Source organism: Actinocorallia aurantiaca (assembly GCF_039533685.1).
In the GTDB taxonomy this organism is placed as follows: domain Bacteria; phylum Actinomycetota; class Actinomycetes; order Streptosporangiales; family Streptosporangiaceae; genus Actinocorallia; species Actinocorallia aurantiaca.
Genome location: NZ_BAAATZ010000006.1, coordinates 572,998 through 594,509, shown reverse-complemented (window position 1 = coordinate 594,509; position 21,512 = coordinate 572,998). Strand labels below are relative to the sequence as shown.

Below are 21,512 nucleotides of genomic sequence, written 5' to 3'. Positions count from 1 at the left end.
CTTTCCGTTTGTTCTCGGGTCAGGTCGTCAGCTGAGGCGCTCGAGGACCATGGCCATGCCCTGGCCGCCGCCTACGCACATGGTCTCCAGGCCGAACTGCTTGTCGTGGAACTTCAGGCTGTTGATGAGGGTGCTGGTGATGCGGGCGCCGGTCATGCCGAAGGGGTGGCCGATGGCGATGGCGCCGCCGTTGACGTTCAGCTTGTCGAGGTCGATGCCGAGGTCGTCCGCGGACGGGAGGACCTGGGCGGCGAAGGCCTCGTTGAGCTCCACCAGGTCGATGTCGTCGATGGTCAGGCCGGCCAGGGCCAGGGCCTTCCTGCTGGCGTCGACCGGGCCCAGGCCCATGATCTCGGGGGAGAGGCCGGAGACGCCGGTGCTGACGACGCGGGCGAGCGGGGTGATGCCCAGCTCGGCGGCCTTGGTGTCGCTCATGATGACCACGGCGGCGGCGCCGTCGTTCAGCGGGCAGCAGTTGCCCGCGGTGACCGTGCCGTCGGGGCGGAAGACCGGCTTGAGCTGGGAGACGGCCTCGTAGGTGGTGCCGGCGCGGGGACCGTCGTCCTTGCTGACCACGGTGCCGTCGGGCAGCGTGACCGGGGTGATGTCGGTGGCCCAGAAGCCGTTGGCGATGGCCTTCTCGGTGAGGTTCTGGGAGCGCACGCCGAACTCGTCCTGGCGCTGACGGGAGACGTCCTTGAGCCGGGCGACGTTCTCGGCGGTCTGGCCCATCGCGATGTAGACGTCGGGGACGATGCCCTCCTCGCGCGGGTCGGTCCAGTCCTGGCCGCCCTCGGCCAGCTTGGCGGTGCGGGCCTCGGCGGGCGCGAACTTCTCGTTCTGGGTGTTGGGCAACCCGTCGGAGGAGCCGAAGGCGAAGCCCGAGACGTGCTCGACGCCGGCGGAGACGATGACGTCGGCCTCGCCGGCCTTGATGGCGTGCAGCGCCATACGGGTGGTCTGCAGCGAGGAGGAGCAGTAGCGGGTGACGGTCGCGCCGGGGACGGTGTCCAGGCCGAGCAGCACGGACACGACGCGGGCCATGTTGTAGCCCTGGCGCCCGCCGGGCAGGCCGCAGCCCAGCAGCAGGTCGTCGATGCTGTTCGGGTCGAGCTGGGGGACCTTGTCCAAAGCGGCCTGGACCATGCTCGCGGCCAGTTCGTCGGCGCGCAGGTCCTTGAGGGAGCCCTTGAAGGCTCGGCCGATGGGGGAACGGGCGGTGGCGACGATCACTGCCTCGGGCATGGGATTCCTCTTCTCCTGGGGCCGTACCTCGGCCATCAAGTTACCGATAAGTACTCTAATCCTGTTCTAGGACGAGATTCTAGAAATCCCCGGAGAACTCGACGCCCGCGGGGGCCCCTCAGCCGTACATACCCGGAGTCGTGCCGGTACCGTCCCGGGTGCCGTGGAGGGCGCCCCGCTCGTCGCGCCAGACCCGGTGGCCGTCGAAGGAGCCGGTGTACCAGAGCGGGGGCGGGCCCGGATCGGGGGCCTTGGCGCCGGTGGCCAGGTCGTAGGAGCACAGGGGGGCGACGGGGAAGAAGCCGGGGGCGCCGCCCGCCAGCTCCAGGGGCTGGGGCGAGGTGGTGCAGAAGGACCAGGCGCGCAGGCCCTCGAGCGGGACGGACTCGGACCGGCGCAGGTCGAACGCCGCGCCCTGTCGGCCGGGGATCCAGAACCCGAGCGTCGACAGGTCGGTGGAGAAGGACAGCCACCAGGAGGAGCCGCGGGGCACGTCCGCCGAGGGGATCGTGGCGAGCTTGCGGCCGGTTCGGGCGTCGATCCGGGCGAAACCCTCGAAGTTCCCGGAGGAGCCGACCTCCCGGGTGATCAGGCCGACCGCCGGGTTCGGGCTCGGGTAGACCCGGAGCTGGCGCGGATGCGTCCACACGGGCGAGCCGTCGGCCAGCCGCAGCGCGAAGAAGCCGTAGGCCGACAGCGACCTGCCCCTCCGGGCGGGCGCGACGTGCCCGAGGAGCAGCTCGCCCGCCGTGCCGAACGACCAACCGCCGGACAGGTCGATCCCGGCGCCCACCGCGTCCTCCACCGGGAACGACCACAGCCGCCGCCCCGACCCGGTGGCGTACGCGGCCAGAACCGGCCGCTCGGCCATCCGGAAGACGACGATGCGGTCCCGGTCGGCGTGCTCGACCTCGGCGAGCCCGCGCAGCCGCCACAGGGTCCGCCCGGTGCCGCTCTCCAGCACCACGAACCGCGGGCTCCGCTGGGCCGTCGACTCCGACAGGCACACGTTCGTCCCGCAGGCCACCGGCCCGAACGTGGAGTTCACGCCCCGCGCCCACCTCTGCTCGCCCGTCCGGGCGTCGCGGGCGACGATCATGGCCTTCCACGGGCCGCCGGAGCGGGGCTCGAGCGCGACCACCACCGGACCGGCGACGGCGGGGGGCTGCACCCCCATGCCCGGGAGCCGTCCGAACATCGTCGCCGGGTGCGCCCACAGCCTCCGACCCGTCGCCAGATCGTCGACGACCGTCTCCAGGGAGCCGTCGGGGCGCAGGCCGGTGACGGCGGCGACGCCCGAGCCGAGCGAGGCCCGGCTGACCGCGTTCACCTGCGCGTCGGTCCAGCCCGCCGCGGCGTGGGCCGTGTCCCGGTCCTCCCCGCCGGCGCACCCGGCCGCGAGGAGTACCGAGATGGAGACGGAGAGTAGTCGCTTGAGGGCGGCCGAGGGCATGGGGTGAACTCCAGGCGAAGGGGAGAGCCGAGGGCTCAGGCCATGCCGGGAGCCACCTCCGGCAGGGTCGAGCCGTCAGACGAGGGACGGGCGGGAGCCGCGCCACCCGTGCGGCGCAGCAGCGTGGCCCAGCGGGACCGGGACGCGCCGTCGCCCCGTGCCGTCACCTCGGTGCCGGGCTTCTCCGCGGCCGAGGCGGCCGCGAGGTAGATGGGCAGGACTCCCTCGCCGAACCGGGCCTCGGGTTCGAGCCCCAGCGCGGCTGAGACCGAAGGTAGCAGGGCCGCCGCTGCCGCACCGTAACCTCTCGCAGACGGATGGTAACGATCCGCGGAGAAGAACTCGCCCGGCTCGATGGCGAAATCGCGGCCGAGCAGGTCGCCGAGGGACACCGTGCGCCCGCCGGTCTGCACCACGACCACGGTCTGCGCGGCGGCGAGCTGGCGGCTGGTGCGCTGGGCGATCCAGCGCAGCGGCTGCATGAGGGGCTCCACCGACCCCAGGTCGGGGCAGGTGCCCACGACGACCTCGCAACCCGCCTCGCGCAGCCTCCGGACCGCCTCCTCCAGGTGGCGGACGGACTCGGCTGCCGCGATCCGGGCGGTGACGTCGTTGGCGCCGATCATGATCACCGCGATCTCGGGCCCGGCCTCCAGCGCCTGGGAGACCTGCTCCCGCAGGGCCTCGGAGCGGGAGCCGGAGACCGCCACGTTGGTCAGCCGGACCGGGCGGCCCGCGCTGGCGGACAGGCCCGAGGCGAGCAGGCCCGCCGCGGTCTCCTCCGGTTCGTGCACGCCGATCCCGGCGGCGGTGGAGTCGCCCAGCATGGCGAAGGAGATCGGCTCGCCGGGCAGCCGCCGCCCGTAGAGGCCGTCGGTGGCGGGCGGCAGGAAGTTGACGGACCCCTGGATGATCCGCCTGGCGGATCTGGCCTCGGCCACCAGAAGGGCGAAGGTCAGCCCGCCCAGAACGGTCAGGCCGCCGCCGCCGAAAGCCGCCGCCGTCACTATCCGGCGCGTGGTCAGAGCCCTCAGCATTCGCTCGCTCACCCCCGCAGGCTGGGTTAGTGTCGAAAACGGAATCTATCCGAGCGGCCGTGCGCCCGCTGACGGAAACACCGGCCGAAACGGATAGGAAACATCTCGAGTATTCCCGTTCTTTCCAGCGCGCAAGACAAGGACGTCCCGTGCAGGTTCATGACTCGCTCATCCCCTTGATGGGGAACACCCCGCTGGTCCGGCTGCGGAGCGTGACCGCCGGGCTGTCCGGCCAGGTGATCGCCAAGGTGGAGTACTTCAATCCGGGCGGTTCGGTGAAGGACCGCATCGCGGTCCGGATGATCGACGCGGCGGAGGCCTCGGGAGCTTTGCGGCCCGGCGGGACGATCGTCGAGCCCACCTCGGGCAACACCGGGGTGGGACTGGCCATCGTCGCCCAGGAGCGCGGCTACCGGTGCGTCTTCACGGTCCCGGACAAGGTGGCCGCGGACAAGGTCAACGTGATGCGCGCCTACGGCGCCGAGGTGGTCGTCTGCCCGACCGCCGTGGCCCCCGACCACCCGGACTCCTACTACTCGGTCTCCGACCGCCTGGCCCGGGAGATCCAGGGCGCGTGGAAGCCCGACCAGTACTCCAACCCGGAGAACCCCAGGTCCCACTACCTGAGCACCGGCCCGGAGATCTGGGAGCAGACCGAGGGGAGGATCACCCACTTCGTCGCCGGGGTGGGCACCGGCGGCACGATCACCGGCGCGGGGCGCTACCTCAAGGAGGTCTCCGGCGGGAAGGTGAAGATCATCGGCGCCGACCCGGAGGGCTCGGTCTACTCCGGCGGCACCGGCAGGCCGTACCTGGTGGAGGGCGTGGGCGAGGACATCTGGCCCGCGACCTACGACCCGGAGGTGTGCGACGAGATCATCGCGGTCTCCGACAAGGACTCCTTCGTGATGACCCGGCGGCTGGCCCGCGAGGAGGGCCTGCTGGTCGGCGGCTCCTGCGGCATGGCGGTGGTCGCGGCGCTGCGGGTGGCCGAGCGGGCCGGGCCCGAGGCGGTCGTGGTGGTGCTGCTGCCGGACGGGGGCCGCGGCTACCTGTCCAAGATCTTCAACGACGAGTGGATGCAGAACTACGGCTTCCTGTCGGCGGCCACCGACGAGGCCAAGGTCGGGGACGTGCTGGCCGGCAAGGGCGGCCAGCTGCCGGAGTTCGTCCACGCCCATCCGGATGAAAGCGTCGGCTCGGTGATCGAGCTGATGCGCGAGTTCGACGTCTCCCAGGTGCCGATCCTCAAGGAGGAGCCGCCCGTCATGGCCGCCGAGGTGGTCGGCGCGATCGGCGAGCGGGAGCTCCTGGGCCTGCTGGTGGCGGGCAAGGCCCGGCCGGAGGACCCGCTGTCGCTGCACATGTCGGCGCCGCTGCCCACGCTCGGCTCGGGAGACCCGCTCTCCCGCGCGGTGGAGGAGCTGGAGAAGCACGGCGCGGCGGTCGTCCTGGTGGAAGGCAAGCCCGCCGGGATGATCAGCCGCCAGGACCTGCTGGGCTTCCTGTCGGCCTGATCCGGCGCACGGGAAAGGGCGGCCTCCTCGCGGAGGCCGCCCTTTTTTGTGCTCCGGAGGGCGTTTCATGCCCTCAGGGGCGGATCAGTGCTTGGCGAGTTCCGGCTGGGGCTCGGCCTTCGCCTTCGCCCGGTCGCCGTGCCCGGGCCACCAGGCCGCGTGGCCCAGCAGCGCGGTGACGGCCGGGACCAGGAACATCGACATGACGAACGCGGAGAGCATGATGCCGGCGGCCACGCCGAAGCCCATCTGCTGCATCATCGCGACCGGTGCCAGGACCATGACGGCGAAGGTGCCCGCCAGGATCAGGCCGGCGGCCATGACCGTCGGGCCGCCGTGCTCGACGGCCAGCGCCGCCGCCTTCCTCGGCTCGTGGCCGTCCCGGGCCTCCTCGCGGAGCCGGGCGGTCATCAGGATGTTGTAGTCGGTGCCGATCGCCAGAACGAAGAGGTACATGATGATCGGCAGTTGGAAGGTGACGCCCGGCTTGTCGCCCAGGTACTGGAAGAAGTACACGGCCGAGCCGATGGTGGCCGCGAAGCCCAGCAGCACCGCGGGCACCAGGTAGAGCGGGGCGACGAGGCTGCGCAGCTGCAGTGCCAGGATCAGCGCGATGAGCAGCGCGGCCACCGGCAGGATGACCGACAGGTCGCGGTTGTTCACCTCGTTGATGTCCGCGTAGATCGACGTCGCGCCGCCGACGTAGGCGCGTACGCCCTCCGGCGACATCTCGTGCACGGCGGGCCGCAGTTCGTCCTTGACCAGGTTGATCGCGTCGTTGGAGTTCGGGTTCTCCTTCAGCAGCAGGTCGACCCGCGCGATCGACTTGGTCGTCGTCCCCAGGACCGCCTGCTGGACCCTGCCGACGCCCGGAGCGGACGCGGCCTTCTGGGCGAAGGCGTCGAGCTGGGCCTGGGTGAGGTCCGACCCGTTCTCGCTCTTGAGGATGACCTGCACGGGCGTGGTGAGACCGGGCGGGAAGCCCTTCTGCATGTCCTTGAGCGCCTGCGCCGACTCGGTGTCCTGGGGGAAGCCGGCCTGGAAGTCGTAGTCGGCCTTGAAGAACGCCGCGCCCGAGGCCAGGGCGACCAGGAGGCCGCCGGACACCAGCGCCACCAGCACCGGCCTGGCCGCGACGAGGCCTCCGAGTTTGCGCGCGACGCCCGGCTTGGGCTGGGTCTTCCACGACTTGGACGGCCAGAAGATCGCGGTGCCCAGCAGGGTGACGATCGCGGGGATGAGGGTGAGCGAGGTGATGGCCATGACCACCACCGCGATGGCCAGGGACGGGCCCCAGGCGCTGAACACCCCGAAGGCCGCCAGGAGGAGGACCAGGAAGGCCGCGGCCACCGCCGCGGCGGCGGAGGTGATGACCTCGCCGACCCGCTCGACCGCGTGGATCATCGCGGTCCGCTTGTCGTCGCCGGCGCGCAGCCGCTCCCGGAAGCGGAAGAGCAGGAACAGGTAGTAGTCGGCGCCGATGCCGAACAACACGATCAGGATGATCGTCGACAGCGAGTCGTCGCCGGAGAAGTCCATCACCTTGGACGCGGCGCCGATCAGCCCCATCGCCACCATCATGGTGACGTAGATCACGATGATCGGGAGGATCGCGGCCAGCGGGGCACGGAAGATCAACAGGATCAGGCCGATGATCAGGACGAAGGTCGCGATGCCGACGATGGCGAAGGCCTGGTTGAAGGAGTCCTCGTTGTCGAGCCAGCTGGCGATGTCACCGCCGACCTTGGCCTCGAGGCCGCTGCCCTGGAGCTGCCCGGGAAGGGCCTTGCGCAGTTCCTTGACCGCTTCGAGCTGCTTCGCCTGGTCATCCAGGGTCTGGCCCTGCATCGGCACGGTGATGATCTGGACCAGTTTGTTGGGCGCCACCGCCTCGGGGCCGGTGACGACCGCGACGACCGAAGGCGGCTTGGGCAGCGCCTGGGCGACCGCCGTCGTCTTGGCGACGTCGCCCTCGGTGAACGGCTTGCCGTCCGTGCGCTTGACCACGATCAGGGCCGAGGTGGCCTCGGCCTGCGGGAAGGCCTGCGCGGAGATCTCGGCCGCCTGCAGGGACTCGTACTTGGAGGGAAGGAAGTTGCTCTGGTCGGACTCGGTCTCCAGCTTGGGGGAGAGGACGATGACGAGTACCGCCACCACCAACCACGCCGCGATGGTCCACCAGGGATGTTTGACGACAGCGTTGCCGAGCCGTCCGAACATTTCGGAGCCTCTCTGATGAAGTCGGTTTATAGAATTTTTACTTAACCTAGGGCCCGCATATACGTCTTGTGATCCATCCCATTGCGGAGAACGGGGCTGGTACCTGCGATGGAGGGCGACCTCCCTCGGGAGGAGGCGGATACCTCCTAGCCTGGGGGGATGAACGACCAGAGCTTCGAGACGCTGGCGATCCACGCGGGGCAGGCGCCCGACCCGGTGACGGGCGCGGTGGTGCCGCCGATCTACCAGGTGTCCACCTACCAGCAGGACGCGATCGGAAGCCTGCGCGGGGGGTACGAGTACAGCCGCAGCGCCAACCCGTCCCGTACGGCCTTGGAGGAGTGCCTGGCGGCCCTGGAGGGCGGGAGGCGCGGGCTGGCCTTCGCGTCGGGCCTGGCCGCCGAGGACGCCGTCCTGCGGGCCCTGTGCGGGCCCGGCTCGCACGTGGTGATCCCGAACGACGCCTACGGCGGCACGTACCGGCTGTTCGCCAAGGTCTACGAGCGCTGGGGCGTGTCGTTCTCACCCGTGCCGCTGGCGGACCCGGCGGCCGTCCGGGCGGCGATGAGGCCCGAGACGGCCCTGGTGTGGCTGGAGACGCCCACCAACCCGCTGCTGGGCATCGCGGACATCGAAGCCATGGCGGGGATCGCCCACGAGGCCGGGGCGCTGCTGGTCGTCGACAACACCTTCGCCAGCCCCTACCTGCAGCAGCCGCTGGCGCTCGGCGCGGACGTCGTGCTGCACTCCACCACCAAGTACATCGGCGGGCACTCCGACGTGGTCGGCGGGGCCGCGGTCACCGCCTCGGACGAGCTGGGCGAGCGGCTGGCCTACCACCAGAACGCGATGGGCGGGGTGGCCGGCCCGTTCGACTCCTGGCTGACGCTGCGCGGGATCAAGACCCTGGCGGTGCGGATGGACCGGCACAACGCCAACGCCGCCAGGGTCGCGGACCTGCTCACCCGGCACCCGAAGGTCACCGGCGTGCTCTACCCCGGCCTGCCCGACCACCCCGGGCACGAGACCGCCGCCAAGCAGATGCGCGGCTTCGGGGGCATGGTCTCCTTCCGGATGGCCTCCGAGGAGGCCGCGGTCGCCGTCTGCGAGGCCACGGAGCTGTTCATCCTCGGCGAGTCCCTGGGCGGCGTGGAGTCGCTGATCGAGCACCCGGCCCGCATGACCCACGCCTCGGCCGCCGGTTCCCCTCTCGAGGTCCCGGCGGACCTGGTGCGCCTGTCGGTCGGCATCGAGGAGGCGGGCGACCTCCTCGCCGACCTGGAGCAGGCCCTGAAGAAGGCCTGAGGAAGGCTTGGAAGAGACCGGGGAAGATGCGAGGTGGGAGGCGCAGGGGTGGAGATTCAAGGGGAGAAGCGCAGGAGGGCCAGGTCAGCCGACCGCAGCGAAGCGAGGATCGGCTGACCCGGGAACAACCGACCGCAGCGCAGCGAGGATCGGTTGTTCCCTCGCGGGGGTCTGGGGGTCGCCCCCCAGATGGATACGGCTCAGTCGGCGTTCCAGTAGCTGTCGCCCTCGAAGATGAGGGCGGCGGCGCCGACGAGGCCGGAGGTCTGGCCGAGGGCGGCGGGGACGACCCGCACGTTGCGGGCGTACTCCATGCGGGCGTGGGCGCGGAAGGTCTCCTCCAGGGGGGCGAACAGCAGCGGTCCGGCCTGGGCGAGGCCGCCGCCGATGGCGACCACCTCCAGGTCGCACAGGTGGGTGGCCGAGGCGATGCCGATGCCCAGGGCGCGGCCCGCCCGGCGCATGGCGGCGACCGCGATGGGGTGGCCGCGGGTGGCGTCGGCGGCCAGGTCCTTGGCGGTGGCCACCATCTGCTCGGGGCGCCAGCCCTCGGCCTGCGCCCAGGCCGACAGGGCGGGGCCGCGGGCGATCGCCTCCAGGCAGCCGCGCCCGCCGCAGGTGCAGGGCAGGCCGCCGGGGTCGACGACGATGTGGCCGATGTGCCCGGCGTTGCCGCTGGCGCCGTCGATGAGCCGCCCGTTGAGGATCAGCCCGCCGCCGACACCGGTCGACACGACCATCCCCAGCACGTTCTGCGCGCCCTTGCCGGCCCCGCGCCAGTGCTCGCCGAGCGCCACGGCCACGGCGTCGTTGTGCACCCGGACGGGGAGCCCGGGGTGACGCTCCCGCAGCCGGTCGCGCAGGGGGAAGCCGCGCCAGCCGGGGATGTTGAGCGGGGAGACCTCGCCGGAGGGCCAGCGCATGGGCCCCCCGCAGCCGACACCGACGCCGATCAGTTCGGCGTCGGTGTGCAGCTTGTCGAGCAGGGCCTCCAGGGTCCGCCACAGGCCTTCGGCGTCCACTCTGGGGGTCTCGGCTCTCTCGTAGGACTCGATCCTCCCGTTCGGATCGACGATTCCCACGGCCATCTTGGTGCCACCGATGTCTACGGCTAGAACGCGCTCTTCTTTCATATGGCGCTGTCCTTCCTGTTGTCGGATTCTGCGAAGGCGAGAATGGAGGCGGTGAAGCCGTGAATGTGGTTGCGGCCCCGGACGGGGCCGATCTCCCCGTCGGCGAAGAAGCCGCCGACGTGGCCGAACTGGTCCAGGGCCCGCACGTCGTGGTCCGAGGCGCCGAACATCGCGCGTCCCCGGCCGTTGCAGGAGAACAGGAGGGCCCCTTCGACGGGGCCCATGTCGAAGCCCCGTACGAGTCTGGTGAGGTTGCTGTCGGCGGCCCCGGCGTCCCGCACCTGGAACCTGACCGTCTGGCCGGTGGAGATCACGTCGCCGACGGCCAGCGCCCCGGTGTCGGCGTCGACCCCGACGACGCCGCGGACCAGGAAGTCGCCCTGCTCGTGCTCCTCGGCGTACTCGTCCATGGCGATCCCGATGAGCAGGCCCTGGGTGGCCAGCTCGCGTTCGGGTTCGGAGAGCTCGGTGATGATCTCCTCGAGCTTGTCCAGGGCGGGGACCCCGGCCAGCTCCAGCAGGATGTTCTGCTCGGCACTGGTGACCGTCATGGGCGGCCCGATCGGGCGGGCGCCCTGGCTGAGCAGGGTGATGGCGTGGACGGGGCCGCTGATGACCACGCCGACCGCGCCGGACTCGACGATCTGGTCGTCCACGAAGAGCCGGGTCTCGCCCTCCCCGCCGCCCGCGAGGCCGCCGACCAGCGGGAGCCCGGGGAGGACCTCCTCGGAACGCTCGACGAAGGCGTCGACCGGGAAGGAGAACGGGTCGGCGAGCAGGACCCCGACCACGTCCTCCGGCGTGCTCTCCGGCATGCCCACGACGACCAGGCGCTCGTCCGCCTGGAGGGTCTCCAGCCGGAAGGGCTCCAGGCGGGCCCCCGGCAGGATCGCGGCCCAGGCGCTGACCGCGGAGGTCTCCTCGACGCCCCGGCCCGCGGCGATCACCCCGTCGGCGCTGCAGCCCAGCACCGTGCGGGCGTCGCTGTAGGCCATGGCGTGCCGTACGGCGCGCTCGACCTCCTGGGGGTCCGTCCCGCTGACGAACACGCACAGGAGGTCGGCCCTTCCGTCCAGAGCCCGGGTCGCCTGCCGTACGGCCTCCTCGGCCGCGCGGACGAGATCGGGCCCCATCGCCAGTCCGTCCCCGAAACGAGTCATGCTTTTGATTCAACCGGGCTTGACCCGGATTCGAAACCACTCCCATGTAAACAGTGCGGTTGGGACATGAGGGACGTAATCTCGTTTAGGTGCCTTCTCAACCGCGTGAGACCACGCTCGCCGAGTTGCTCCAGTCCGGCCATGCGTATCGGCCGGTGAAGACCGAGCTGCGAGAGAATCTCCTGTCACGTTTGAAAACAGGGGAAACGAGATTTCCGGGGATCGTGGGTTTCGATGAGACCGTGCTGCCCCACGTGGAGCGAGCCCTGCTGGCGGGCCACGATCTGGTCCTGCTGGGCGAGCGGGGCCAGGGCAAGACCCGCCTGATCCGGACGCTGGTCGGCCTGCTCGACGAGTGGACCCCGGTGATCGAGGGCTGCGAGATCAACGATCATCCTTTCGAGCCCGTCTGCATCCGGTGCAAGAGGCTGGCCGAAAAGGCGGGTCCGGAGCTTCCGGTCGTCTGGAGGCACCGGGAGGAGCGGTACGGCGAGAAGCTCGCCACCCCCGACACCTCCGTCGGCGACCTCATCGGCGACGTCGACCCGATCAAGGTCGCCGAGGGCCGCACCCTGGGTGACCCGGAGACCGTCCACTACGGGCTGGTGCCCCGCACCAACCGGGGGATCTTCGCCGTCAACGAGCTGCCCGACCTCGCCGAGCGCATCCAGGTGGCGCTGCTCAACGTGCTGGAGGAGCGGGACGTCCAGATCCGCGGCTACTCCCTGCGGCTGCCGCTCGACCTGCTGCTCATCGCCTCGGCCAACCCCGAGGACTACACCAACCGGGGCCGGATCATCACCCCGCTGAAGGACCGCTTCGGCGCGGAGATCCGCACCCACTACCCGCTGGAGCTCGCCACCGAGCTGGACCTGGTCGTCCAGGAGGCCGACCTGGTCGCCGAGGTGCCCCGGCACCTGCTGGAGGTCATCGCCCGGTTCACCCGCCTGGTCCGCGAGTCCAAGGCCGTCGACGCCCGCTCCGGCGTGTCGGCCCGCTTCTCCGTCGCGGGGGCCGAGACGGTCGCGGCCGGGGCGCTGCGCCGGGCCGCGCTGGCGGGCGAGGACCGCGCCGTGGCACGGGTCTGCGACCTGCCCGCGGTGGTGCCGAGCCTCATGGGCAAGGTCGAGTTCGAGGTCAGCGAGGAGGGCCGTGAGCAGGAGGTGCTGGAGCACCTGCTGCGCCGGGCCGTCGCCGAGACCTTCCGGCGGCACCTGGGCGGGGCGGACCTGTCCGGGCTCCTGGAGAAGTTCGACTCGGGCGAGACCGTCGACACCGGCGAGCTGGTGTCCTCGGCGGACCTGCTGCGCCGGCTCGGCCCGGTGCGCGGGCTGGCCAAGCTGATGGAACTGCTGGAGCTGGACGGGGACTCGCCCGGGCAGGCCGCCTCGGCGCTGGAGTTCGCGCTGGAGGGCCTGTACCTCAACCGGCGCCTGTCCAAGGACGCCTCGGGCGAGGGCGCTACCTACCGCATCTGAGGGCGTCACCTGAGGGGGAGCCATGAAATACCGGTACGGACCCTACCGGGAGGGACCCGACCCGCTGGCGCCGCCGTACGACGTCCGCGAGGCCCTCGACGCCGTCGGCGAGGAGGTGCTGAACGGCGGCCGGGTGGGCGACGCCCTGCGCGACCTCCTGCGCCGCGGCCTGGACGGCGAGAACGGCCGCCGCGGCCTGGACGACCTGCTGCGGCAGGTCCGGGAGCGCCGCCGCGAGCTGCGGGAGCGCGGCCGCATGGACGGGCTCCTGGAGCAGGTCAGGTCGCTGCTGGACACCGCGATCGGCCAGGAGCGCGCCGAGCTGTTCCCCGACCCGTCCGACGACGCCCGGCTGCGCGAGGCCGAACTGGACCAGCTGCCGTCCGACACGGCCGGAGCCGTCCGGGCGCTGCGGGACTACCAGTGGCGTTCCGAAGCGGCGAGGCGGACGTTCGAGCAGCTCAAGGACATGCTGCGCAGCGACGTCCTGGACGCCCAGTTCGAAGGGCTCAAGCAGGCGCTCCAGAGCGGTGATCCGGCCCAGACGGAGCGGGTCAAGCACATGATGGCCGCGCTCAACGCGATGCTGGAGGCCGACGCCAGGGGGGAGCACCGCCAGGAGGACTTCGACGCCTTCATGGCCGAGTACGGGGACCTCTTCCCCGACGAGCCCGGCACGCTCGAAGAGCTGGTGGACTCTTTGGCCCGCCGCTCGGCCGCGCTGAACCGGCTGATGAACTCCCTCAGCCCCGAGCAGCGCGCCGAACTCGGCCGGCTCATGGCCGAGTCGCTGCAGGACGCCGGCCTGGAGCTGGAGATGTCCCGGCTGGGCGACGCGCTGCGCCAGCGCCGCCCCGACCTGGACTGGGCCGGGCAGGAGGGCATGAGCGGCGAGGACCCCCTCGGCCTTGGCGACGCCACCAGTGCGCTGGCCGACCTGGCCGACCTCGCGGACCTGGAGTCGGCGCTGAGCCAGGACTACCCGGGCGCGAGCCTGGCCGACGTCGACGAGGAGGCGGTCCGGCGGGCGCTGGGCCGCGGCGCGGTGGACGACCTGGCCGAGCTGCGCCGGATCGAGGCCGAACTGGAGCGGCAGGGCTACCTGAACCGCGAGGGCGGGAGGCTGGAGCTGACCCCCAAGGCCGTCCGGAGGCTGGGCCAGACCGCGCTGCGGAAGGTCTTCTCCCAGCTCAAGGGCGGCAGGAACGGCCAGCACGAACAGCGGAGCGCCGGGCAGTCGGGCGAGCTCACCGGCACGTCGAGGCAGTGGCGGTTCGGCGACGAACAGCCCCTGGACGTGGTCCGGACGGTCTCGAACGCCATCCTGCGGAACCCGTCCGACGTCCGGCTGCTGCCGGAGGACTTCGAGGTCAAGGAGACCGAGCGGCGCACCGGAGCGGCCGTCTGCCTGCTGGTCGACCTGTCGTACTCGATGGTCATGCGCGGCTCGTGGGCGGACGCCAAGCAGACGGCCTTGGCCCTGCACTCCCTGGTCAGCACCCAGTACCCGCAGGACGCCATCCAGATCATCGGGTTCTCCCACCACGCGCGGGTGCTGCAGCCCGAGCAGATGGCCGTCCTGGACTGGGACATGGTCCAGGGCACCAACCTGCACCACGCGCTGCTGCTGGCCGGACGGCACCTGGACGCCCATCCGGGCTTCGAGCCGATCGTGCTGGTGGTGACCGACGGCGAGCCGACCGCGCACCTGAGGTCCGACGGGCGTCCGGTGTTCGACTACCCGCCCGCGCCCGAGACCCTGGTGCTCACCTTCGCCGAGGTCGACAAGATGACCAGGCGCGGCGCCACCCTCAACGTCTTCATGCTGGCCGAGGACCGCAGGCTGGTGGCGTTCGTGGAGGAGCTGGCCCGGCGCAACGGCGGGCGGGTCTTCTCCCCGGACTCCGGACGTCTCGGAGAGTACGTGGTCAGTGACTACCTGCGAGCGCGAGGCTAGTGGGGAGGTTAGGCTCGTGGTATGTCAACAGCTGATCGCATCCTGCTCATCCTGCATGTCGGGTTCGCCATCTTCACGTTGGGTCCGCTGACCGCCGCGACCATGTCCACGCCCCGCTACATCAGGGCGCGCAACACCGAGGTCCTGCGCTACCTGCGGTTGGTGACCCGCATCTACGGGGTGGGCGCGCTGGGCGTCTTCCTGTTCGGCCTGTTCCTGGCGGAGGGCCAGTTCGACCAGGTGTGGCTGTCGGCCTCGATGACCCTGTTCATCGTCGCCGTCGTCCTGCTCGTGGTCATCGAACGGGACCAGCGCAAGGCCATCTCCAAGCTCTCCGGCGGCTCGCACCACGGGAAGCCCGGGAAGCCGGCCAAGGGCGACGCCGAGCTCCTGGTGGACACCAGGGCCGAGCAGAGCCGTGTCGCCGCCCTGTCGGGCATCGTGGCCGTGCTCTGGCTGGTGATCCTGGTCCTGATGTTCTGGCACTGACGCTCAGGGCGTCACTTGGCCCACTTGGCGATCCATTTGAGGACCTGCTCGTAGTTCTTCTTGTTCTTGAGGATCTCGCCGCCGTGGCGCTTGCCGGGCAGCTCCCGCAGCGTCACCGGAACGCCCGCCTCGCGCATCGCGCTGCGCAGGTCCAGGCTCTGCTCGGCGCCCACGAACTCCTTGGCCGAGTGGACGAGCAGGGTGGGCGCGTCCCCGGGGGAGGCGTGCTCGGAGGGCGTGGCGTCGACGAGCAGGGGCCAGCAGTCGGGGTCCTGGAAGACCGGCGTGCAGCCCAGCAGCCTGACCACGGCCTGGCGCAGCTTGCGGGTGTACTCGTCGGCGCCGTCCCGGCCGCCCGCCTCGTAGCCCTCCAGCGGGGAGTTCACGGGGGAGAGCGCCACCGCGGCCCGCACCCGCCCGCCGCCGGTCCCGTGCACGGCGAGCATGGAGGCGAGCTGGCCTCCGGCCGAGGTGCCCATCGCGATGATGCGCTGCGGGTTGACGCCCATCTTCTTGGCGTTCTTGCGCACGTACTTGACCGCGGCCTCGGCGTCCTGGCGCTGCGCGGGCCACACGGCCTGCTGGCTCAGCCGGTAGTTGGTGGCGAAGACCACATAGCCGCGTCCGGCGAGGTCCTTGGCGATGGCCTTCCAGTGCCCCTTGTCGCCGCCCCACCAGTAGCCGCCGTGGATGAGGAGGACGGCGGGCCGCTTCTTCTTCTTGGAGGACACGGCGTAGATGTCCATACGCTGGGGCTTCAGCTTTCCGAATGCCACGGTCTTGGTCTTGACCTGCGGCGCGGCCTGGGCGGGTCCCGCCCATCCCAGAGACGTCAACATCACCGCGAAAGCCACCAGAAACACGCGCATGGGTCAGCAGCCTAGTGGGTGTGAATCTCTCATAGGGGAGGACTGGGAAGGTTACCGGAACCCGTCACAGGAGCCTCCGCCTCGCGGAAGCCGGGTACGGCGCGGTAACGTCCCCTCTGACCAGCGCGACCGAGCCGAGCAGCCCGGGAGATGACCCAGTGAGCCGAACCCTCTACTGGACGGCGGCCGCCGTTTTGTCCGGGGTCCTGGTCGCGTCCGTTCCCTTCGCCCTGGACGCGATCGAGGACGACGCCTCGGGGGAGCGGAAGACCGCGGAACAGGGCGAGACCCCCGGGAAGCGCGAGTACGAGCGGGCGGGGTACTTCCCGCGCTGGGCCTCCTACCAGCGCAAGTTCCAGGTGAAGAACCTGGTGACCAGCGGGGCGGTCGGCAACCTCACCACGATCAAGTACGCCTTCGCGGAGCTGGACTCCGAGGGCCGGTGCTCGGTGACGGCCAAGGCGAGCTCGGGCAGCAGCACCGCCTACGACGACTACGTGCGCCCCTACAAGGCCGGCGCCAGCGTGGACGGGGTCGCCGACGGGGCGGACTCCCCGCTGCGCGGGCACTTCGGACAGCTGATGCGGCTCAAGGCGCAGTACCCCGACCTCAAGATCAACCTGGCGATCGGCGGCTGGACCGGCTCGAAGTACTTCTCCAACGCGGCGCTCACGCAGGCCTCGCGCAAGGCGGCCGTCGACTCCTGCCTCGACCTGTTCATCCGGGGCGATCTGCCCAAATCCGGCACCGCGGGCGGCCCCGGCGCGGCCAGGGGACTGTTCGACGGCATCGACATCGACTGGGAGTGGCCCGCCTCGCCGGGCTACAACGACAACGTCCACCGGCCGGAGGACAAGCGCAACCTCACCCTTCTGCTGGCCGAGTTCCGCCGCGGGCTCGACGCCCAGGAGAAGAAGGACGGCAGGCGGTACGGGCTGACGATGTTCATGCCCGCGTCCCCCGGCGACATCAAGAACATCGAGGCCGCGAAGGTCCACCAGTACCTCGACTACGGCAGCCTCCAGGGCTACGACCTGCACGGGCAGTGGGACGAGCGCGCCAACCACCAGAGCAACCTCTACGACGTCGCCGACGACCCGGGAACGCCCGGGAAGTTCAGCGTGGACTCCGCGCTGAACGCCTATCTCGACGCCGGGTGGCCCGCCTCCAAGATGATCCTCGGCATCCCGATGTACGGCCGCGGCTGGAAGGGCGTCCCCGACGAGAACCGGGGCCTGTGGCAGAAGTCGAAGGGCGGCGCCAAGGGCGCGCACGAGGTGGGCCTGGAGGACTACAAGGTCCTCATACGCCGCAAGGGCACCGTCTACCGGGACGACCAGGCGGGAGCCGTCTGGAAGTACGACGGGGACACCTGGTGGTCCTACGACGACCCGGAACTCGTCAAGGTGAAGGCCGCCTACATCAAGGACAAGAAGCTCCGCGGCGGCATGTTCTGGTCCCTGGACGGCGACGACGACCGGGCGTCCCTGAGCACCGCCCTGTTCAAGGCCCTCTCCTGACCGCCTGACCTGCGGCGCCCCTCCCGGCTGCGAGGATGGGGGGATGAGCGACACCGTCACCCTCGACAAGATCCACCGGGCGGCGGAGGAACTGCGCGACGTCATCGTCCGCACCCCGCTGCTGCACTCCCGGCACCTCTCGGAGCTGTTGGGCGGCCCCGTGTACCTCAAGTGCGAGAACGTGCAGCGCACCGGCTCCTACAAGATCCGCGGCGCCTACACCCGGATCTCCCGGCTGAGCCCGGAGGAACGGGCCAGGGGAGTGGTGGCGGCCAGCGCGGGCAACCACGCGCAGGGGGTGGCGCTGGCCGCCTCGCTGCTGGGCTGCAAGGCGACCATCTTCATGCCGGCGGGGGCCCCTCTGCCCAAGGTGGAGGCCACCCGCGCCTACGGGGCGGAGATCATCTACCCGGGGGACTCGGTGGACGCGTGCCTGCCCGCCGCCCGGGAGTACGCCGAGGAGCACGGGGCGGTGTTCATCCACCCGTTCGACCACCCTGACATCGTCGCCGGACAGGGGACGCTCGGGCTGGAGATCCTCCAGGAGTGCCCGGACGTCAGGACGGTCGTCACCGCGGTGGGCGGCGGCGGGCTCGCCTCCGGGCTGGGCGTCGCGCTCAAGGGCGGCGGTTTCACCGGGAGCCTGCTGGGCGTCCAGGCCAAGCGGGCGGCGTCCTTCCCGCCGTCGCTGGCGGCGGGAAGGCCCGTGAGCATCACGCTGAGCCCGACGATGGCCGACGGAATCGCCGTGGGCCGCCCCGGCGACCTGACCTTCGACCTGGTCTCCGAGTACGTCGACTCGGTGGTGACGGTCTCCGAGGAGTCGATCTCCCGGGCGATGCTGCTCAGCCTGGAGCGGGCCAAGCAGGTGGTGGAGCCCGCCGGCGCGGCCTCCATCGCCGCGCTGCTGGAGCACACCTACGCGATGCGACCGCCGGTGGTGGCGGTGCTGTCGGGCGGCAACATCGACCCGCTCCTGCTGTCCAAGGTGCTGCGGCACGGCCTGGCCACCGCCGGGCGCTACATGGTCGTCCGGGTGCGGCTCACCGACCGGCCCGGAGCGCTGGTGCGGCTGCTGTCCGAGCTGGCCGACCTCGGCGTCAACGTCCTGGACGTCACGCACGAGCGGGTGGCGGCCCGGCTGCACCTGGAGGACGCCGAGGTGGTGCTGCACCTGGAGACCCGCGGCCCCGAGCACAGCGACGAGGTCGTGGAGCGGCTGCGCAAGCACAACTACACGGTCAAGTTCACCTGAGCGGGCCGCGCGGGCCCGCCCCTCAGAGCTCGGGCCTGCCCGCGGTGTAGACCCACTTCTTGAACAGGCCGTCCAGCTGCTTGCCGCTGAACTTCTCGGCGAAGGCGTGGAACTGCTTCGTGCTGACGGTCTTGCCCCGGTAGGAGCCGAGCCAGGCGCGCAGGAGCCGGAAGAAGACGTCGTCGCCGAGCTCCTTGCGCAGCGCGTGGACGGTCATCGCGCCCCGCTGGTAGACGAGGTTGTCGAAGATATGGTCGCGGCCGGGGTTGCCCAGCACGCCCTTCCACACGTCGGCGCCGGCGCCCGCGGAGTGGGCGGTGAGGAAGCTCTGCTCGGCGGTGCGCCCGCCGTTCCGCTCCAGCCACATCCACTCGGTGTAGGTCGCGAAGCCCTCGTTGAGCCAGATGTCGCGCCATTTGGCGGGGGTGACGCTGTCCCCGAACCACTGGTGGGCCAGCTCGTGGACGACGAGGTCGTCCGGCGGGTTCTGGCCGGGGGTGTTCCAGTCGTGCACCGGGCGGCCCTGCGTCTCCAGGGAGTAGCCGACGTTCAGCTCGTCGACGATGCCGCCGGTCGAGGTGAACGGGTAGGGCCCGAAGAGCTTGGACTGCCACTTCAGCACGGCCCGGGTCTTCTTGTCGTAGTTCTTGAGCTGCTTCTTGGAGGTGGCCAGGGAGGAGTCGAACGCGGTGACGCTCTGCAGCCCGCCGCTCCTGGTCCGCAGGACCTCGTAGTCGCCGATGGCGACCATCGACAGCTCGCTGGACATCGGCTGGCGCATCCGCCAGCGGTGCACGGCCTTGGCGCCCTTGACCTTGCGGCTGACGAACTCGCCGTTGGCCAGCGCCGTCAGCTTCTTGGGGACGGTGATGGCGAACGTGTAGGTCGCCTTGTCCTTGGGGGTGTCGTTGACCGGGAACCAGGTGGCGGCGCCGAACGGCTGGTTGAGGGCGACCGCGCCGTCGGAGGTGGTGATCCACCCGGACGAGCCGAGCGGCTCGTCGGCGATCTTGCCGGGACGCCCGCTGTAGCGGATGGCGACGGTGAACTTCTTGCCCAGCGGCAGGCCCTTGGCCGGGATGACGGTCAGCTCCTGGAACCCCGAGCGCTTCCACTTGGCGGCCTTGCCGTCGACCCGGACGCTCTGCACGGTCAGGCCGCGCAGGTCCAGGTTGAAGCGCGACAGGTTCTGCAGGGCCGTGGCGGTGATGGTCACCGAGCCGGTCAGGTGCTTGGCGGCGGGCGCGTACTCGAGCCGGATCCCGTAGTGGCCGACGTCGTATCCGCCGTTGCCCATCTTGGGGAAGTAGGGGTCGCCGGCGCCCGCCGAGCCGGGACGGTAGCCGACCGCGGCGTCGGCGGACACCGGAACCAGGACCAGGGAGGCCGCCAGGGTGGTGGCTGCCAGCAGCCGGGGGACGGTCATCTACGGTGTCTCCTGTCGCGGGGGTCACTTCATCTTTACCCGTGCGACACCGTATCGGTGGTAACGACACGTCCCTCGCCGACCCGCCGATGATCATCGGCGGCCTCCGCCGGTCACCAGCCGCCCTTGGCGGGCTTGCCCTTCTGGTAGAGCCAGGCCTTGAAGAGCCGGTCCAGCTGCTTGCCCGAGATCCGCTCGGAGAGCTTGACGAACGCCTCGGTGTCGCCGTGGCCGTTGCGGTTCTCGGTGGCCCAGGTGCGCAGGATGCGGAAGAAGGCGCGGTCGCCGACCTTGCGGCGCAGCGCCTCCAGCGTCATCGCGCCCCGGATGTAGACCGAGAAGCCGAACATCTCCGCGCGGCCCGGCCTGCCCGGCACCGGGCTGAGGGCGGGGGAGCCGCCGGCCTGCCGGTAGTAGCGGTCGAAGATCTTCCGGGTGCTCTCGTGCTTGTTGGTGCGCTCCTTCCAGAGCCACTCGGCGTAGGTGGCGAAGCCCTCATTCAGCCAGATGTCCTCCCAGCGGCGCAGGCTCACGCTGTTGCCGAACCACTGGTGCGCGATCTCGTGCACGACGAAGGCCTCGTCCGGCACGAAACCGCCGTAGATCGGCCGGCTCTGGGTCTCCAGCGCGTAGCCGAGCTGGGGGTCGTCCACGATGCCGCCGGCGGTGGTGAACGGGTAGGCGCCGAAGACCTTCTGCTGCCAGCGCAGCGACTTGATCGTGGTGTCGTGCACCCGCTTGAGGGACTTGCGGTACTTGGGATCCACCGCGGTGATGACCTGGATGCGGCCCAGCCTGCTGCGCTGCTCCACGAACCGGCCGATGGCCACGGTCGCCAGGTAGGAGGCCATGGGCGTGCGCTCGTGCCAGCCGTAGGTGGTCAGGCCGCCCTTGGTGACGGGCTTGTCCGGCTCGCCGTTGGCGTAGGCGCGCAGCCTGGACGGCACGGTGATCGAGAAGTCGTAGGTGGCCTTGTCGCTGGGGTGGTCGTTGGACGGCAGCCAGGCCGCGGCTCCGTCGGGCTGGCCGGAGACCAGCGCGCCGTCCTTCGTCTTGTTCCAGCCGTAGGAGCCCAGCCCCGAGTTGGTGAAGGTGGGCGGGGTGCCCGAGTAGCCGACCTCGGTCTCGAACTCCGTGCCCTTCTCGATCGCCGTGGCCGGCGTGACGACCAGTTCCTGGCCCTCGCGCTTGTACTCGGCGGGCCGCCCGTTCACGGTGACCTCGGTGATCTTCGGTCCCCGGTAGTCGAGGTTGAAGGAGGTCAGATCCTGGGTCGCCTTCGCGTCGATCTCCACGGCGGCGTCCACCCGGTGCCCCTCCGGGGTGAACCTCAGCTCCACCTCGTAGTTGCGGACGTCGTAGCCTCCGTTCCCGCTCTTGGGGAAGTAGCGGTCACCGAGCCCGGAATCCCCGGGGTCGGCCGCTCTTCCCATCGCTTCGGCGGCCGC

At 70.8% G+C, this 21,512-nt stretch carries 16 protein-coding genes; 7 read left to right on the top strand and 9 right to left on the bottom strand.

The annotated features are described in order from the left end of the window. Nucleotides 1-27 precede the first annotated feature (27 nt). From ABD327_RS09770 to ABD327_RS09760, 3 genes are all read right to left on the bottom strand, one after another. Nucleotides 28-1,245, bottom strand: coding sequence for an acetyl-CoA C-acetyltransferase (locus tag ABD327_RS09770; RefSeq protein ID WP_344449936.1), 1,218 nt, complete (start codon nucleotides 1,243-1,245; stop codon nucleotides 28-30). A 118-nt stretch (nucleotides 1,246-1,363) separates the two neighbouring features. Further along, the gene (locus ABD327_RS09765; RefSeq protein WP_344449935.1) at nucleotides 1,364-2,698 is read right to left on the bottom strand and encodes a PQQ-binding-like beta-propeller repeat protein; all 1,335 of its coding nucleotides are present in this window, start codon (nucleotides 2,696-2,698) and stop codon (nucleotides 1,364-1,366) included. A 35-nt stretch (nucleotides 2,699-2,733) separates the two neighbouring features. Then, nucleotides 2,734-3,747, bottom strand: coding sequence for an SGNH/GDSL hydrolase family protein (locus ABD327_RS09760; RefSeq protein WP_344449934.1), 1,014 nt, complete (start codon nucleotides 3,745-3,747; stop codon nucleotides 2,734-2,736). 137 nt (nucleotides 3,748-3,884) lie between these two features. Here ABD327_RS09760 and ABD327_RS09755 point away from each other — a divergent pair, with 137 nt between their 5' ends. After that, nucleotides 3,885-5,252 carry a cystathionine beta-synthase gene (locus tag ABD327_RS09755; protein WP_344449933.1) on the top strand — a complete coding sequence of 456 codons (1,368 nt, stop codon included), beginning with the start codon at nucleotides 3,885-3,887 and terminating at the stop codon, nucleotides 5,250-5,252. Between the two features lie 84 nt (nucleotides 5,253-5,336). On the opposite strand, the gene ABD327_RS09750 is transcribed toward ABD327_RS09755, so the two are convergent. Then, a complete protein-coding gene (locus tag ABD327_RS09750; protein ID WP_344449932.1) occupies nucleotides 5,337-7,472 on the bottom strand; it encodes an MMPL family transporter in 2,136 nt (711 codons plus the stop codon). Between the two features lie 159 nt (nucleotides 7,473-7,631). Between ABD327_RS09750 and ABD327_RS09745 the strand changes: the two genes are divergently transcribed. After that, nucleotides 7,632-8,777: a cystathionine gamma-synthase gene (locus ABD327_RS09745; RefSeq protein ID WP_344449931.1), complete on the top strand. Its 1,146-nt coding sequence runs from the start codon at nucleotides 7,632-7,634 to the stop codon at nucleotides 8,775-8,777. A 200-nt stretch (nucleotides 8,778-8,977) separates the two neighbouring features. On the opposite strand, the gene ABD327_RS09740 is transcribed toward ABD327_RS09745, so the two are convergent. Both ABD327_RS09740 and ABD327_RS09735 read right to left on the bottom strand, forming a co-directional pair. Continuing rightward, nucleotides 8,978-9,910 carry an ROK family protein gene (locus ABD327_RS09740; RefSeq protein ID WP_344449930.1) on the bottom strand — a complete coding sequence of 311 codons (933 nt, stop codon included), beginning with the start codon at nucleotides 9,908-9,910 and terminating at the stop codon, nucleotides 8,978-8,980. Further along, nucleotides 9,907-11,070, bottom strand: a complete 1,164-nt coding sequence (locus tag ABD327_RS09735) for an FIST signal transduction protein (RefSeq protein ID WP_344449929.1) — start codon at nucleotides 11,068-11,070, stop codon at nucleotides 9,907-9,909. The genes ABD327_RS09740 and ABD327_RS09735 overlap by 4 nt, the downstream gene beginning before the upstream one ends. Before the next feature lie 89 nt (nucleotides 11,071-11,159). Here ABD327_RS09735 and ABD327_RS09730 point away from each other — a divergent pair, with 89 nt between their 5' ends. Genes ABD327_RS09730 through ABD327_RS09720 form a run of 3 tightly spaced genes read left to right on the top strand, consistent with a single transcriptional unit; the run spans nucleotide 11,160 to nucleotide 14,994 of the window. After that, nucleotides 11,160-12,548 (top strand): sigma 54-interacting transcriptional regulator, encoded by a 1,389-nt coding sequence (locus tag ABD327_RS09730; protein WP_344449928.1) that lies wholly within the window; start codon nucleotides 11,160-11,162, stop codon nucleotides 12,546-12,548. A 22-nt stretch (nucleotides 12,549-12,570) separates the two neighbouring features. Then, entirely contained in the window at nucleotides 12,571-14,505 is a 1,935-nt protein-coding gene (locus ABD327_RS09725) for a vWA domain-containing protein (RefSeq protein WP_344449927.1), read from the top strand. 21 nt (nucleotides 14,506-14,526) lie between these two features. Beyond that, entirely contained in the window at nucleotides 14,527-14,994 is a 468-nt protein-coding gene (locus ABD327_RS09720) for a hypothetical protein (protein WP_344449926.1), read from the top strand. 11 nt (nucleotides 14,995-15,005) lie between these two features. On the opposite strand, the gene ABD327_RS09715 is transcribed toward ABD327_RS09720, so the two are convergent. After that, nucleotides 15,006-15,863, bottom strand: coding sequence for an alpha/beta hydrolase (locus ABD327_RS09715; protein WP_344449925.1), 858 nt, complete (start codon nucleotides 15,861-15,863; stop codon nucleotides 15,006-15,008). 158 nt (nucleotides 15,864-16,021) lie between these two features. Here ABD327_RS09715 and ABD327_RS09710 point away from each other — a divergent pair, with 158 nt between their 5' ends. Beyond that, a complete protein-coding gene (locus tag ABD327_RS09710; RefSeq protein ID WP_344449924.1) occupies nucleotides 16,022-17,383 on the top strand; it encodes a glycoside hydrolase family 18 protein in 1,362 nt (453 codons plus the stop codon). 43 nt (nucleotides 17,384-17,426) lie between these two features. Continuing rightward, entirely contained in the window at nucleotides 17,427-18,638 is a 1,212-nt protein-coding gene (ilvA, locus tag ABD327_RS09705; protein ID WP_344449923.1) for a threonine ammonia-lyase, read from the top strand. A 22-nt stretch (nucleotides 18,639-18,660) separates the two neighbouring features. On the opposite strand, the gene ABD327_RS09700 is transcribed toward ilvA, so the two are convergent. Continuing rightward, nucleotides 18,661-20,064 carry a M1 family metallopeptidase gene (locus tag ABD327_RS09700; protein ID WP_344449922.1) on the bottom strand — a complete coding sequence of 468 codons (1,404 nt, stop codon included), beginning with the start codon at nucleotides 20,062-20,064 and terminating at the stop codon, nucleotides 18,661-18,663. A 113-nt stretch (nucleotides 20,065-20,177) separates the two neighbouring features. Further along, on the bottom strand, nucleotides 20,178-21,497 hold the full coding sequence (locus ABD327_RS09695) for a M1 family metallopeptidase (RefSeq protein ID WP_344449921.1): 1,320 nt from the start codon (nucleotides 21,495-21,497) through the stop codon (nucleotides 20,178-20,180). Between the last annotated feature and the right edge of the window lie 15 nt (nucleotides 21,498-21,512).